This window comes from Sulfurimonas sp. (assembly GCF_023229025.1).
Lineage (GTDB): Bacteria > Campylobacterota > Campylobacteria > Campylobacterales > Sulfurimonadaceae > Sulfurimonas.
The window spans coordinates 21304-36924 of record NZ_JALOAA010000001.1; the positions used below are offsets into that span (position 1 = coordinate 21304).

Below are 15621 nucleotides of genomic sequence, written 5' to 3' on the forward strand. Positions count from 1 at the left end.
CATATTATTACATCTTAGTGCTATTATTTAGCTTGTAAATTTTCATCTATAAATCATGGAAATAAAAAAAACTTGAGGAAACACTATGTCGAAAATTATTTGGTCAAAAATTGATGAAGCGCCGGCTTTAGCAACATATTCGTTATTACCTATTGTAAATGCTTTTACTAAAGCAGCGGGTGTAGAAGTAGTTACTAGTGATATCTCACTAGCAGGTAGAGTTTTGGCAAGCCAAGGTCTTGCAGAAGATGAGTTGTCAAAACTAGGAGAAGTTGTTCTTCAAGAAGATGCTAACATCATCAAGCTTCCAAACATCTCTGCATCAGTTGGACAGCTTAAAGATTGTATTGCCGAGCTTCAAAGTCAAGGTTATGATATTCCTAACTACCCTGAAAATCCAGTAAATGATGAAGAGAAAGCTATTCAAGCTAAATATAGTGTATGTCTGGGTTCTGCAGTTAATCCTGTTCTTCGTGAGGGAAATTCAGATCGTCGTGCCGCAGTTGCAGTTAAGAAATTTGCACAGAAAAATCCACATCGCCTTAAGCCGTTTGCTCAAGACTCAAAAGCATACGTAGCACACATGGGAGGAAAGGGAGATTTCTACTCAAATGAAAAATCTGTAACTTCTGATAAAGATCAAAAAGTAACTATTGCACTAAACGGCAAAGAGTTAAAAACCGTTGACGCATTAGCCGGAGAGGTTTTAGACGGTACTTTTATGTCAGTTAAAGCTCTTCGTGAGTTCTACAGAAAAACTATTGAGGATGCAAAAGCTAAAGGTCTTATCTGGTCACTACACCTAAAAGCAACTATGATGAAAATCTCTGATCCAATTATGTTTGGTCACGGTTTTGAAATCTTCTTTGAAGAGGTGTTTACTAAATATGCAGATACTTTCAAAGAACTAGGTGTTAACCCTAATCAAGGTATGTCTGATTTAGAGAAAAAAATCAAAGGACACGCTAAAGAGGCTGAGATAAAGGCTGCTTTTCAAGCTGTAGTTGATTCAGACGCTCCTAAAATTGCTATGGTTGACTCTGATAAAGGTACTACAAACTTTAATGCTTCTAATGATATAATTATTGATGCTTCTATGCCGGTTGTAGTTCGTGAAGGTGGTAAGCAGTGGGATAGAACAGGTGCAGCGGTAGAGACTGTTGCTGTTGTTCCGGATTCTACTTACGCTATGTTTCATGAAGAGATGGTAGCTGATTGTGTTAAAAATGGTCAGTATGATGTTGCAACTATGGGTACTATGCAAAATATTGGTCTTATGGCGCAAAAAGCTGAGGAGTACGGTTCTCATCCAACTACATTTGAATTAGCTGAAGATGGAACTGTTACGGTTACTACAGAAGATGGCAAAGTATTAATGAGCTTTGAGTGTGAAGCAGGTGATATCTGGAGAATGTCTCGCACTAAAGATATTCCAATTAAAGACTGGGTTCGCCTAACTGTTGAGAGAACAAGACTTGAAAATGTTCCTGCCGTGTTCTGGTTAGATGAGAATCGCGCTCATGATGCTGAAGTTATGAAAAAAGTTAAAAAATATTTAGCTGATTTTGATACAACAGGTCTGGATATTCAATTCATGAATGTTACTGATGCTACACGTTTTACAAATGCCCGCGTGCGTGAAGGCAAAACTACTATCGCTGTAACAGGTAATGTTTTACGTGACCACTTAACTGATATGTATCCTATCTTAGAGCTGGGTACATCTGCAAAAATGTTATCTATCGTTCCATTACTTGCCGGTGGTGGGCTATATGAGACAGGTGCCGGTGGCTCTGCTCCTAAGCATGTTGATCAGTTTTTAGCTGAGGGTCATCTTCGCTGGGACTCTTTAGGTGAGTTTTTAGCACTTGCTGAGTCTTTAAGATTCTTAGGAAATAAGCACTCAGATGCAAAACTATCAGCTCTAACAGCTGCTCTAGATGTTGCAAATGATAGTTACTTAGACAACTCTAAAGAGCCTTCAAGAAAATGTGGAGAGCCGGATAACAAAGCTTCTCACTTTTATATAGCTCAGTATTGGGCAAAAGCATTAGCTAAGGGTGACAATGCAGAGTTAGCTGCTAAATTTGCTCCGGTTGCTAAAGAGTTGACTGAAAAAGAGGATCAAATAATCTCTGAGTTACTTGCTGCTGAAGGTAAGCCTCAAGATATCGGTGGTTACTTTCATCCAGATGACGCAAAAGCTGCGGCTGCAATGAGACCGTCTAAAACTTTAAACAGTATTATAGATAGTATCTAAATTATCTACCCCAAAGAAGCCGTTACCGCATATAGTATATGCGGAGGCTTCTACCTTTTATATTTTTCTTTTTTAGTGAAACTTTTTTGGTTTTATTTAAAAGGCAAAAAGTCTTTATATGGTAGTTTAAAGATACCTAAATAGTATTTAACTAAAATATCATAATAATTTACTCAAGGAGTGTATATGAATCAAGGAAAAAGAGTAGGAATAGTAGGCGCTGGAAATGTCGGTGCAACAGTAGCTTACTCTTTAGCAATGCTTGGTTCTTGTCATGAAATAATTCTTCGTGATAATAAGATTGATGTTGCTAAAGGAAAAGCACTTGATATGAGTCAAGCTGCTTCGGCTGTAAGAAGCCATACAATAGTTACGGTAGCAGATGATATGTCTGATTTGACAAATTGTGATGTTATAGTTGTAACTGCAGGAAGCCCTAGGCTTCCCGGCATGAGTCGTGATGATTTGCTTATGATAAATGCAAAAATTACAAAAGAAGTCATAGAAGGAGTTGCAAAATACTCCCCTGATGCAATAGTTATAATGGTATCAAACCCTCTAGATGCTATGACATATGTGGCACTTAAAGAGAGTGGCTTTGAGAGAAGTCGCGTTATAGGAATGGCTGGGATTTTGGATAGCTCAAGAATGGCTAGTTTTATTCAGGAGAAGCTTGGATATGGCGGCGGTCAAATTCGTGCATCTGTTATGGGCGGACATGGCGATGATATGGTTCCGCTTCCGCGTTACTCAACCGTAGCAGGTGTTCCCCTTGAAGATCTTTTAACACCAAGTGAAATTAGTGAGATAGTAGCTCGTACACGCAGTGGCGGGGCAGAGATTGTGAGTCATCTTAAAACCGGTTCCGCGTACTACGCACCTGCAAAATCTACAGCTATTATGGTAGAGGCAATATTAAGAGATACAAAACAGATTCATCCATGTGCAGTTTATCTTGAAGGTGAATATGGCTACTCTAACGTTGTATCAGGTGTTCCTGTTATGCTTGGAGCAAACGGTGCGGAGAAAATAATTGAAGTTACTCTTGATGATACAGAAAGAGCTATGTTTAAGAACTCATGTAACTCAGTTAGCTCTTTAATTGATACATTAAATAGAAATAATTTTTTTAAAGGAGAATAAACTTGAGCAGTCGTATAGAAAAAGACACAATGGGTGAGATAAAAGTTCCAAAAGATGCTTATTGGGCAGCACAAACTCAACGTTCAATTGAAAATTTTGCAATTGGCGAAGAGATAATGCCTTATGAGATTACAAGAGCTTTCTCATATCTTAAAAAAGCAGTAGCGCTTGTAAACAGAGATTTAGGCAAGTTAGATGCAAAGAAAGCAGATGCTATTGCACAAGCTTGTGATGAGATGCTAGCAGGAAAGCTTGATGGAAATTATCCTCTTGTTGTTTGGCAAACCGGTTCGGGTACGCAGTCAAATATGAACAACAATGAAGTTCTTGCGAATCGCGCTACAGAGATACTTGGAGGCGATTTTAGAGTAGAGAAGCTAGTTCATCCAAATGATGATGTAAATAAGTCACAAAGCTCAAACGATACTTATCCAACAGCCTTGCATGTAGCTTCGGTTATAGCTGTTGAGACACGTGTTTTACCGGCTATTGCAAAATTAAAAGCGACTCTAAGTGAAAAATCTAAAAAATTTGACTCTATTGTTAAGATAGGCAGAACTCATCTTCAAGATGCAACACCTTTAACGTTAGGTCAAGAGATTGGCGGCTGGGTAGAGATGCTTAATAAGTGTGAAAAGATGGCAAAAGATTCTTTAGAGGCAGTTCGCGAACTTGCTCTTGGAGGAACTGCTGTTGGAACGGGGCTAAACGCTCATCCGGAACTTGGAGAGAGAGTAGCACGCAAACTGACAGAATTGACGGGGCACAACTTTATTACCGCTCCAAATAAGTTTCATGCTCTTACTTCTCATGATGCTCTTGTGTTTGCTCATGGTGCTCTAAAAGCGTTATCTGCGGATATGATGAAAATAGCTAATGACGTTCGCTGGCTAGCGTCTGGTCCTAGATGCGGAATAGGAGAGATTACAATTCCTGAGAATGAACCAGGCTCTTCTATAATGCCCGGAAAAGTAAATCCAACGCAGAGTGAAGCTGTAACTATGGTTGCTTGTCAAGTTATGGGAAATGATGCGGCAATAGGCTTTGCGGCTTCTCAAGGTAACTTTCAACTTAATGTTTTTAAACCTGTTATTGCATACAACTTTCTACAATCATGTCGTCTTTTAGGCGACTCAATTGTATCTTTTAATGATCATTGTGCAGTAGGTATTGAGCCTGTAGAAGAGAAGATAGATTTTTATTTAAATAACTCTCTAATGCTAGTAACGGCACTTAACCCTTATATTGGATATGAAAATGCGGCGAAAATTGCCAAAACAGCTCATAAAAATAGTTCAACATTAAAAGAGACGGCTATTGAACTTGGACTTTTGACCGCAGAAGAGTTTGATAAATATGTAATCCCACAGGATATGATTGCACCAAAAGCTTAAAAAGCTTTCTTTAGAAAAGCCTAGAGGGCTTTCTTTAAAAAAGTGTAAAGTAAATTTAAAAGAAGGAAGATAGATGAATATACATGAATATCAGGCGAAGCAGATTTTTGCTAAATATGGTGTCCCTACACCAAAAGGCATAATGGCAGAGAGTGTAGAGCAGGCAGTTACAAATGCAAAAGAGCTTGGTGGACCTATTTGGGTTGTAAAAGCTCAAATACATGCAGGTGGTCGCGGACTAGGCGGCGGGGTAAAGCTTGCAAAGAGTATTGATGAAGTAAGAACATTATCAGAAGAAATCCTTGGAATGACATTAGTTACTCACCAGACAGGTCCTGAGGGCAAATTGGTTCAAAAACTCTACATTGAAGATGGCGCAGATATAAAAGATGAGCTTTATCTTGGTGTTGTTCTTGATAGAGCACGTGAGATGCCGGTAATTATGGCTTCTACAGAAGGCGGTATGGCGATTGAAGATGTAGCTCATGACACTCCGGAGAAGATAATTAAAGTAGCAGTAGATCCCGCTATAGGTTTTCAAGGTTTTCATGGTCGTGAGCTAGTATTTGGTCTTGGTATTACAGATAAAGTAGAGCAGGGCAAGTTTATTAAACTTGCAGCAGCACTTTACAAGCTTTATCTCGAAAACGATGCTGAAATGATAGAGATAAACCCTTTGATTAAAACAGGTGAGGGTGATTTTATCGCACTTGATGGGAAAATGGGCTTTGATGATTCGGCACTTGGGCGTCACCCTGATATTGAAGCTATGAGAGATATAAGTGAAGAGGATGCGGATGAGCGCGAAGCTAGTGAGTATGGTTTATCTTATGTCTCACTCGATGGCGAGATTGGTTGTATGGTAAACGGTGCCGGTCTAGCGATGGGTACTATGGATACGATTAACTACATGGGCGGAACTCCTGCAAACTTCCTTGATGTCGGCGGAAGCGCAAATGCACAAACTGTTGCAAAAGGCTTTGAAATAATTTTAAAAAATCCAAATGTAAAAGCTATATTTGTAAATATTTTTGGTGGGATTGTTAGATGTGACCGTATTGCAAACGGTATTTTAGAAGCTACTAAGCTTGTAGATGTTCACGTACCTGTTATTGTTCGTCTAGACGGAACAAATGCACCTGAGGCAGCAGAGATTCTAAAAAAAGCGAATATTGCAAATGTTATAGCAGCTACAGACTTGGCTGATGGTGCTGCAAAAGCAGTTGCTGCTGCAAAACAAGCTAAGTAAGAAGGATATTTATATGAGTATATTAGTAAATAAAGATACAAAAGTAATAGTTCAAGGTTTTACTGGAAAAGAGGGCTCTTTTCACGCCGAGCAGTGTCTGGCTTATGGAACTAAAATCGTAGGTGGCGTGACTCCAAACAAAGGAGGAACTGAGCATTTAGGACAACCTGTTTTTAACACTGTAAAAGAGGCTGTTTCATCTACCGGTGCTACTGTAAGTATGATTTTTGTTCCACCTGCATTTGTAGCAGATGCAGTTATGGAAGCAGCAGATGCCGGAATTGAACTTGCTGTGATTATTACAGAAGGTGCTCCGGTTCGTGATATGCAAGCTGCAAAAGCTTACGCAACAAAGCATAACATGAAAACTATAGGACCAAACTGCCCCGGTATTATTACGGCAGAAGAGTGTAAGATAGGAATCATGCCGGGGATGATTTTCAAAAAAGGAAATATTGGACTTATTTCAAAGTCCGGAACGCTTACTTATGAGGGAGCGAACCAAGTTGTAAAAGAGGGCTTTGGGATTTCGACTGCGGTTGGAATTGGTGGAGATCCTATTATTGGACTTTCATATAAGCAACTTCTTGCAATGTTTGAAGAAGATTCAGAGACTCAAGCAATTGTTATGATTGGCGAAATCGGCGGAGACCTTGAGATTCAAGCAGCCGCATTTATTAAAGAGAATATTAAAAAACCTGTTGTAGCATTTATTGCCGGTCAAACTGCTCCAAAAGGTAAAAGAATGGGTCACGCTGGAGCTATTGTATCTGGCGGGGCAGGGACTGCGGCTGAGAAGATGGCAGCACTGGAAGAAGCAGGTGTAAAAGTTGTAGTTAGTCCGGCAGATATTGGAAAAGCTGTAGCGGAAGTGTTAGCTAAGTAATAGTACTCTTTTGTGCGAGCCTCATTACGTAACATCATATGTTATTTAGTAGGCGCTATTAGCACATTTTAGAGAGTTATTAATTAAACTTAGTTAATCTATTTATGAAAATAAATTGGCATTGATTAAATTAGTTAATGCTAAAACGGTATGGTTAAACGTCGTACTTTAAATAAAAGAGGAGAGTAAATGGGAACTTTTAAAACTGAAAACCCAGGTAATGAACCTGTTTGGGTGAATACAAACAACTGTAAAGCATGTGATATTTGTGTTTCTGTGTGTCCATCGGGTGTACTTGGAATGAAATATGATCCTACATCAACACTTGGTGCAATGATTTCTGTTGACAATCCAGAGGCTTGTATAGGCTGTATGGAGTGTGAGTTATCATGTCCGGATTTTGCTATATTTGTAGCGGATGCAAAAGAGTATAGAGCAGCTGGATTTAGCTTTGCTAAACTTACTGATGAAGCTAAAGAGCGTCAAGCAGCAATTGTTGCAAACAATTATATGTCACTTAGTGAACAAGGAGTTAAATAATGGCAACAAGAGAGATAATATCTACCGGTAACCAACTAGCAGCGATTGCGGCAGTCGATGCCGGCTGTAAATTTTTTGGCGGATATCCAATTACACCTTCATCTGAAGTTATGCATGAGATGTCAGACCTTCTGCCAAAAATTGGCGGTACTGCAATTCAGATGGAAGATGAGATAGCAGGTATATGTGCTACTATAGGTGCTGCAATGGCAGGAGATCGCGCGTTGACCGCTACATCTGGACCCGGCGTATCACTAAAAGCAGAGAATCTAGGTTTGGCTCAGATGGCAGAAGTGCCTTTAGTGCTTGTTAACGTTATGCGTGGTGGTCCATCTACAGGTCTTCCGACTCGTGTATCTCAAGGCGATATTCTACAATCTAAAAATCCGTCACACGGAGATTATAAGTCAATTACTCTATGTGCAGGCTCATTAGCAGAGTGTTATACTGAAACAGTAAGAGCATTTAACTTAGCAGATAGATTTATGCAGCCTGTAATTGTTTTACTAGATGAGACTATTGGTCATATGCATGGTAAAGCAGATATTCCGACGGCAGAAGATGTAAAAGCCGGAATTGTTCCGAGAAAAAGATTTGATGGTCCGGCTGAAGAGTATTTTCCATATGGTGTTGGAGATGATGAGCCAGCAGTTCTTAACCCTATGTTTGAAGGTTATAGATACCACTTTACAGGTCTTCACCATGATAAAAATGGTTTTCCAACTGAAGAGATTGAGACATGTCGTAAGCTTATCCAACGTCTAGAAGATAAAGTTGCTATGCATGAAGATGAACTCGAGTCATACGAAGAGTTTATGATGGATGATGCCGAGATTATGATTGTTGCTTATGGTTCAGTTTCGCTAGCAGCAAAAGAGGCTATTCGTCACTTACGTGAAGATGGCATTAAGGCAGGTCTATTTAGACCGATTACAATTTGGCCTTCACCTGCTAAAAAAATTAAAGAGCATACAGATAAGATTAATAAAGTTTTAGTTGTTGAGTTAAATATTGGTCAGTACCATAGTGAAATTCAACGTGCTGCTTCAAGACTTGATATTGAGGGCTTATTTAAAGTAAACGGTAGACCAATATCTCCTTATGAGATTGTAAACAAAGTAAAGGAGCTATAAAATGGCGTTTAATTATGACAAATATTTAAGACTACAGAAGATGCCGACACTATGGTGTTGGGGTTGTGGCGATGGCGTTATTCTCAAGGCATTTGTAAGAGCAATTGAAAAATTGGGCGTATCTCAAGATGATGTTTGTGTTGTATCGGGAATAGGGTGCTCTGGAAGATTTTCATCTTACGTTGATTTTAATACAATTCATACAACTCATGGACGTACTGTTGCATATGCAACCGGCGTAAAGCTTGCTCGTCCCGATAAGTTAGTTGTATGTGTTGCGGGTGACGGGGATGCTCTTGCTATCGGCGGTAATCATACTATTCATGGTTGCAGAAGAAATATAGATATGACTATGATTATAATCAATAACTTTATATATGGTTTAACTAACTCACAAACTTCTCCAACTACACCAAAAGGTATGTGGACTGTATCTCAAAAAGCAGGTAATATCGATCCTACTTTTGATACTTGTAAGCTTGCAATTGCAGCAGGAGCCTCTTTTGTTGCTCGTGAAAGCATGATAGATCCTAAGAAGCTTGAAAAAGCTATACTTAAAGCTATGCAGCATAAAGGTTTCTCTATGATGGAGGTGCTCTCTAACTGTCATATCAATCTTGGAAGAAAAAATAAAATGGTCTCTGCTATGGAGAATCTTGAGTGGATTGATAACATCACTGTTTCTAAAAAGAAATATGACACCATGACTCCGGAAGAGCAACTCAATTTACTTCCAACCGGTATCTTAAAACAAGATACTGAAGCTGATGAGTATTGTGAAATGTATGCAGAGATTCAAAAAGTTCATCAAGGTCAAAGAAAGACTATCACTCAAGATGACTTTGCAAAAAAAATATAAGGAGACACGATGGCTAAAACTTTAATGAGATTTACGGGCGTTGGCGGACAAGGTGTTCTCCTTGCTGGTGAAATTTTTGCAGCTGCAAAAATCAAAACCGGCGGAAATGGACTAAAAACTGCAACTTATACATCGCAAGTGCGTGGTGGACCAACTGTTGTTGATATTCAACTTGACGATGAGGAGATTTATTATCCATATGCAAATGATGGTGAAATCGGCTTCATGCTCTCAGTTGCAAATGTAAGTTACAACTCATTTAAGAATGGTGTTCAAGAGGGTGGAACAATTGTTGTTGATCCAAACCTTGTTCACCCAACTGACGAAGATAGAAAAAGATGGAAAATCTATGAAATACCTATCATTACAATCGCTAAAGAAGAGGTTGGGAATGTTATTACTCAGTCTGTTGTAGCACTAGCAATTGCTAATACAATGATGAATGCAATTGATAAAGATGTTCTTATTGAGACAATGCTCTCAAAAGTACCTGCTAAGGTTCATGATGTAAATAAAGTAGCATATGAGCTTGGAGAGAAGTACGCTAAAGAAGCGATGAAAAACTAGCAGAGTTTTCAAAGGTAGCTCCAAAAAGAGCTACTTTTTTTTAAACCTCAAGTGTAATATTAAGTAATATCATTTAAATATTAAACAATATTAGAGCTTAATGCTTTCCCAAAAAAACTCAACATGCTTCTCAAACTGAGTAGAAAGGGCTGTTGTAGGTGTATTATCAAATCTCAATAGAGTTATCTGCAATCTAATATAGAATAGGGTGGATATAAACTCATACGCAACCATCATTGGATCTCCTGAGCGTATCATTGAATTTTGCATCATAATAAAAAATGCTTCTGAGAACATCTTTATATTGTTGTCATGAAATTCAAGCATAAACTGCTCTCTTAGCTCTCTATTTTGAAACAACTCTAGCATTAGAAGCCTAAACATATTCTCATTGTTTTTATCAAAGGTTAGAAGCTTGTATTGCATTGCAAATTTTTGTAAAAAAGCCTTTCCTCTTAAGGCAGATTCTTTAATATCTGCACTATCTTTAGAGAAGGGTGTTGAAAATATCTCTTTTGCAACACATAAAAATATCTCCTCTTTATTTTTAAAATGATTATATAAAGCACTCTCTCTTATGCCAACTTCAGAAGCAATTTTTCGTACACTTGTACCTTTATAGCCTTGCTCAGAGAAGAGTTTTGAAGATACTTTTATGATCTTTTGCTTTGTATTTGCCTTTCTTGGAAGTGCTGTATTTTCGGACATCTACGCTCCTTTTTGTCAATATGAACAATTGTTAATTTAAAAGTAATTATATATGAACAGTTGTTAATTTATTCTTATATATAATGAACAATCGTTCATATCTCTATATTGTTTAGTGAACAATTGTTCACAGGAGAGTAAACGTATATAAAACAATTTTTATATATAATTGCACAGGTACAACAGATAGTTACTTGATTTATTTCAAGAGGAAAGTCCGAGCTGCTATAAGACAGTGTTCCATTTAACTAATGGCCGTAGTAATACGAGGGAAAGTGCAACAGAAAATAGACTTCCGCTTATAAGCGGTAAAGGTGAAAAGGTGGTGTAAGAGACCACCAGTCTCTATAGCAATATAGAGAGCTTGAAAACCCAACATGGCAGCAAGAAACAGATGGTCAGCGTCTTATGGGTAAACAATATGGTGTATAGCTATATTTTTACTTCTAGCTACTGTTTCGCTAGAGTTACTATGTAAATAGTAAAGTAGATTAATGCTATCAAAACAAAACTCGGCTTACGTTGTGCCTAATTTACGCTTTATACTGTTTAATATCAGATGCTTTTATTTACTAATACTAGATTTTTATCTTTTTTATATATCTTCTTCCAAAATAGAGCAAAATAACTTTCAAGAGAATTTACATTATGTTAACCAAGTAGTAAGGTGCTATATAAAATAGCAGACGATTTTATATCTACCAAGTATCTTTAATTATATTTGATACTTGGTATTTAGATAGATGTCGTTTTATTTAACAGACTTTATAAACTTCAGGTAAAGAAGCGGCAGTACAATTAAAGTCAATAGTGTTGAGCTAATTAAGCCGTTGATGACAACAATTGCAAGTGGCTTTTGAATCTCAGATCCCGGACCGGTAGCAAAAAGTAGTGGCAGTAAGCCAAGTGCAGCAATTGTTGCTGTCATAAGAACCGGACGAAACCGCTTTATAGAACCTTCACGTACTGCATCTATAATTTTATAGCCATTTTTTACTAGATAGTTAAAGTAGTTTACAAGCACCACACCATTAAGTACGGCAATACCAAGCAGTGCAATAAAGCCGACTGATGCAGGTACGGAGATATACTCACCGCTAAAGTAGAGTCCTGCAAAACCGCCAATAAGAGCTAGCGGAACATTTATCATAACAAGCACGGCTTGTGTTAAGGAGTTAAATGAGACAAAAAGTAGTATGAAAATCAAAAAAAGTGCAATTGGGACTATTATCATCAGTTTGCTTGCTGCTCGTTGTTGATTTTCAAACTCTCCTCCGTATGCTGCATAGTAACCAGCCGGCATTTTTACCTCTTTTTCAATTCTCTCTTTTGCCTCTTCAACAAAACCTACTAAATCTCGCCCTTCAACATTGCTTTGCACTACTGTTTTGCGGTAACCGTTTTCATGCTCTATCTGCACAGGTCCTGTAGTTTTTGTAAATGTTACAAAGTCAGCAAGAGGAATGCTTGAGCCATCTGCTAAAATATAGTATAGTTTTTCAAGCGAGTGAAGTGATTTGTTAAGTAAATCTTCGCCTTTTAGCATTAAGTTTATACGGCGCATCCCCTCTTGAACAATACCAACCTCTATTCCTGTAACCATCGCTTTCATGAAGGTGGCAATTTCACGCTCGCTCAACCCATAATAACCTAGAGCCTGTTGGTTAAAACTAAGCTCAAAGTATTGAATTCCCTCGTTGCTTTTTTTGTAAACATCACTATTACCGGGAATCTGCTCAAGAATACTCTTTATCTCCCCTGCAATACGCTCAAGCTCATCATGGTTGCTACCAAAAATATCTATCGCTAAGTCTCCTCGTACTCCGGTAAGCATCTCAGAGACGCGCATCTCAATTGGCTGGGTAAATACATACTCTATGCCAACTAAGTTATCAAGAGATTTTCTAATCTGCTCTTTGACCCAATCCCTAGATTGAACTCTCCACTCACTCATAGGTTTTAAAACAAAGAATGTGTCTGTGTCGTTTAGGCTCATTGGATCAAGCCCAAGCTCATCAGTACCTGTACGCGCGATTATAGAGCTTATCTCGGGCACGTCCGCCATAAGCTTTGTCTGAATTTTTCTATTTAACTCTATACTCTCCTCAAGAGATATTGATGGTAATGATTCTATCATTGCTATTAAAGTGCCCTCATCCATTGTCGGCATAAAGGCTTTGCCGGTTTTTGAAGCAAGATATATTGATCCCGCAAACATTAAAACGACTGTTACAAAGACTGCTGTAGTATGTTTAATTGCAAAATCAAGTGAAGGTTTATAGAATTTCAATAGAGTTCTGATTAACCAAGACTCTTTATCAGGGCGTACCTTCATGATAAATGAACTAACTACGGGGATAAAAGTAAGCGCTAGTATAAGGGAGCTAAAAAGAGCAAACACTATGCTGAGTGCAACCGGTTTAAATAATTTACCTTCTAGCCCTTCTAGAGTCAAAAGCGGCATGAAAACAATGATGATAATAAGCACACCCGTAATTATAGAGGGCGCCATCTCAACTGCGGCTTTAAGGATAATATCTATTTTGGTATGTTCTTTATGTTTTTCATTTCCAAGTTCTGCGGTAATATGCTCAACCATTACAACAGCCGAATCTACAAGTATCCCAACGGCGATGGCAAGACCGCCTAGGCTCATCAGGTTGGCACTAAGTCCAAAGTAGTCCATTGTAATAAAACTCATCAATAGTGCAAACGGTAAAATAAGTGCAACGCTTAAAGCCGAAGCAAAGTTTCCAAGCATAAGTAAAAGTACGATTATAATAAGCACACCGGCCTCAAAAAGAGCATTTTTTACACTCTTTGTTGCAAGATCTACAAGAGTGGAGCGATCGTAGAAAATATCAATCTTTGTTCCGCTTGGAAGAGTCTCTTGCATCTCTAGCAGCTCTGTTTTTACTTGCTCTAGCACTTTTTGGGTATTTGAGCCTTTTAGCCCAAGCACAACTCCTTGAACTGCCTCACCCTGCCCGTTTTTTGAAGAAAATCCTGCACGTGTTAGACTGCCGACATGTATATTTGCTACATCGCTTATATTAATAACTTTACCGCCAATAGCTGCAACACTAATTTTACCGATATCTTCTATATCGTTAACTCTGCCTACACTACGAATTAAAATTCCCTCTACGCCCTGTGTAACACGCCCTGCTCCATCATTTATATTATTTTTTTGCAGAGTATCTATAATTTGAGTTAGAGTTATTCCATACGTACGCATAGCCTCAATATTTGGTGTTACTTCATAAGTTTTTACTTTCCCACCTAGGGCATTAACCTCTGCAACACCGCTAACAGAACGAATCTTTGGTGAAATTACCCAATCAAGCAGAGAGCGCTTTTGTGTCAAATCAAGTGTATCAGACTCAACTGTAAACATCAAAATTTCACTCAGAGGCGTACTGATAGGAGCAAGCCCTCCTTCAAGATTTTGAGGTAAATCATCCATAATAGAATTCAGTCGTTCGCTTACCTGCTGACGTGCCCAGTATATATCAGTTCCATCTTCAAAATCAATAGTAATATCACAGATGCCATATTTGGCAGTTGAGCGCATTACTGTCTGGTAAGGGATACCTAGCATCCCCATCTCAACCGGAATTACAATGCGTGATTCAACTTCATCCGGTGTCATACCGCTTGATTTCATTATTATTTTTACTTGAGTTGGCGATATATCCGGAAATGCATCTACGGGGAGTTCGTTGTATGATTTAACTCCAAAGCCCAGTATAACAAGAGCCAACAGAGATATAAAAAGCCGCTGAGAAAGCGTAAATGAGATTATCTTATCCATTAGTCGCCTTTTTGTAACATATTTTGCAATATGCTTGTTGCGCCAACTACAATCGGTTCATGTAGTGCTGCGTTGTAAGCAAGGTAGCATCTGTCTTTATCTTCAAAGATAACTTCTACCTCCTCTGCCTTATATAGTTCTCCTTTTTTGATAAAGACTACTGTTTTGTTTCTATCTTGAACTACTGACTTTTTATTGACAAGAAAGGCTTTTTGTTTAATGCTAATCTTTGCCTTTGTTCTAAGACCTGCTAACAACTCTGAGTCTTGAGGTAGAGAAAAACGTGTATATCTGGTTTGATTAAGTGGATCAAGAACCGGTGACATATGCAGTAGTTTTGACTTTATATCTTTTTCATCAATTGTTATAATTATCTCTTTTGATGAGCTAAGTTTAGAAGCGGCAGATCTAGGCAAACTACTCTCTAGCCAGTTTGCACCATCTGTTTTTATAACAAAAAGAGCGCTTGAAGGGGAAATACTCTTTCCCGGTTGAATATTAACATTAAGCAAAGAGCCGTTAACCGGAGATTTTAGCTCCACGTTCGGAAAAATAGTCAATTTTTCTTGTAGAGTCTCTATCATACTCTGGTTTGCCCCGTATGCTTTTAGTAATGTTTTTGACGCTAAAAGTTTAATTCTATTACTCTTAACTTCTGCATCTATCTTAGCGCACTCTTTTTGAGCAATAATCTCCTCTTCGCAAAGTTTGGTATTTCTCTGTGCTAAATGTTCATTATGTATTAGCTCTATTGTATTTGCAATTACTTCTCTTTGCGCTTCAATCCACTCTGATGCCGTTAAGAGCGCTAAGGTGTCGCCTCTTTTAACCTTCTCAAAATTTGTTTTATTTAACTGCACAACCTGAGCTTCGTAAGGAACTGACATTGTATGCAAAAGATTTGGCGGAACTGTAATAGTTGTCATGTACTCCCCAATAGGCACAAAAGAGACCTCTTTGCCAACTGCTGCTTGGAGATTCCAATTTTTTTCATCCTCTTTGCTTAAGGTGATCTCTGCTAAGAGCGAGATACTTAGCAGTAGTTGTAAAATAATCTGTTTTTTCATA

The 15621-nt window shown here is 38.3% G+C and carries 12 protein-coding genes and 1 other RNA gene; 10 read left to right on the forward strand and 3 right to left on the reverse strand.

The annotated features are described in order from the left end of the window. Positions 1-85 precede the first annotated feature (85 nt). From M0Q20_RS00080 to M0Q20_RS00120, 9 genes are all read left to right on the forward strand, one after another. Positions 86-2260 carry an NADP-dependent isocitrate dehydrogenase gene (locus M0Q20_RS00080; RefSeq protein WP_295057307.1) on the forward strand — a complete coding sequence of 725 codons (2175 nt, stop codon included), beginning with the start codon at positions 86-88 and terminating at the stop codon, positions 2258-2260. Positions 2261-2446: 186 nt separating this feature from the next. Beyond that, entirely contained in the window at positions 2447-3403 is a 957-nt protein-coding gene (gene mdh, locus M0Q20_RS00085; RefSeq protein WP_295057310.1) for a malate dehydrogenase, read from the forward strand. A 2-nt stretch (positions 3404-3405) separates the two neighbouring features. Beyond that, positions 3406-4797, forward strand: a complete 1392-nt coding sequence (gene fumC, locus M0Q20_RS00090; protein ID WP_295057313.1) for a class II fumarate hydratase — start codon at positions 3406-3408, stop codon at positions 4795-4797. A 73-nt stretch (positions 4798-4870) separates the two neighbouring features. Beyond that, on the forward strand, positions 4871-6046 hold the full coding sequence (gene sucC, locus M0Q20_RS00095; RefSeq protein ID WP_295057316.1) for an ADP-forming succinate--CoA ligase subunit beta: 1176 nt from the start codon (positions 4871-4873) through the stop codon (positions 6044-6046). 13 nt (positions 6047-6059) lie between these two features. Further along, positions 6060-6932, forward strand: a complete 873-nt coding sequence (gene sucD, locus M0Q20_RS00100) for a succinate--CoA ligase subunit alpha (RefSeq protein ID WP_295057319.1) — start codon at positions 6060-6062, stop codon at positions 6930-6932. Positions 6933-7121: 189 nt separating this feature from the next. After that, positions 7122-7472 (forward strand): 4Fe-4S dicluster domain-containing protein, encoded by a 351-nt coding sequence (locus M0Q20_RS00105; RefSeq protein WP_295057322.1) that lies wholly within the window; start codon positions 7122-7124, stop codon positions 7470-7472. Continuing rightward, complete coding sequence (locus tag M0Q20_RS00110; RefSeq protein ID WP_295057325.1) at positions 7472-8605, forward strand: 2-oxoglutarate synthase subunit alpha; 1134 nt, start codon at positions 7472-7474, stop codon at positions 8603-8605. The genes M0Q20_RS00105 and M0Q20_RS00110 overlap by 1 nt, the downstream gene beginning before the upstream one ends. A 1-nt stretch (position 8606) precedes the next feature. Continuing rightward, positions 8607-9464: a 2-oxoglutarate ferredoxin oxidoreductase subunit beta gene (locus tag M0Q20_RS00115; protein ID WP_295057328.1), complete on the forward strand. Its 858-nt coding sequence runs from the start codon at positions 8607-8609 to the stop codon at positions 9462-9464. A gap of 9 nt (positions 9465-9473) precedes the next feature. Then, complete coding sequence (locus M0Q20_RS00120) at positions 9474-10031, forward strand: 2-oxoacid:acceptor oxidoreductase family protein (RefSeq protein ID WP_295057330.1); 558 nt, start codon at positions 9474-9476, stop codon at positions 10029-10031. Positions 10032-10121: 90 nt separating this feature from the next. On the opposite strand, the gene M0Q20_RS00125 is transcribed toward M0Q20_RS00120, so the two are convergent. Next, entirely contained in the window at positions 10122-10739 is a 618-nt protein-coding gene (locus tag M0Q20_RS00125) for a TetR/AcrR family transcriptional regulator (RefSeq protein WP_295057332.1), read from the reverse strand. Between the two features lie 174 nt (positions 10740-10913). Between M0Q20_RS00125 and rnpB the strand changes: the two genes are divergently transcribed. Further along, positions 10914-11274: RNase P RNA component class A (rnpB, locus tag M0Q20_RS00130), an RNA gene on the forward strand. 216 nt (positions 11275-11490) lie between these two features. On the opposite strand, the gene M0Q20_RS00135 is transcribed toward rnpB, so the two are convergent. Together M0Q20_RS00135 and M0Q20_RS00140 are read right to left on the reverse strand one after the other, a co-directional pair. Beyond that, entirely contained in the window at positions 11491-14553 is a 3063-nt protein-coding gene (locus M0Q20_RS00135; RefSeq protein WP_295057334.1) for a CusA/CzcA family heavy metal efflux RND transporter, read from the reverse strand. Next, positions 14553-15620 (reverse strand): efflux RND transporter periplasmic adaptor subunit, encoded by a 1068-nt coding sequence (locus M0Q20_RS00140; RefSeq protein WP_295057337.1) that lies wholly within the window; start codon positions 15618-15620, stop codon positions 14553-14555. Before M0Q20_RS00140 ends, M0Q20_RS00135 begins: the two co-directional genes overlap by 1 nt. Position 15621: the final 1 nt, after the last annotated feature.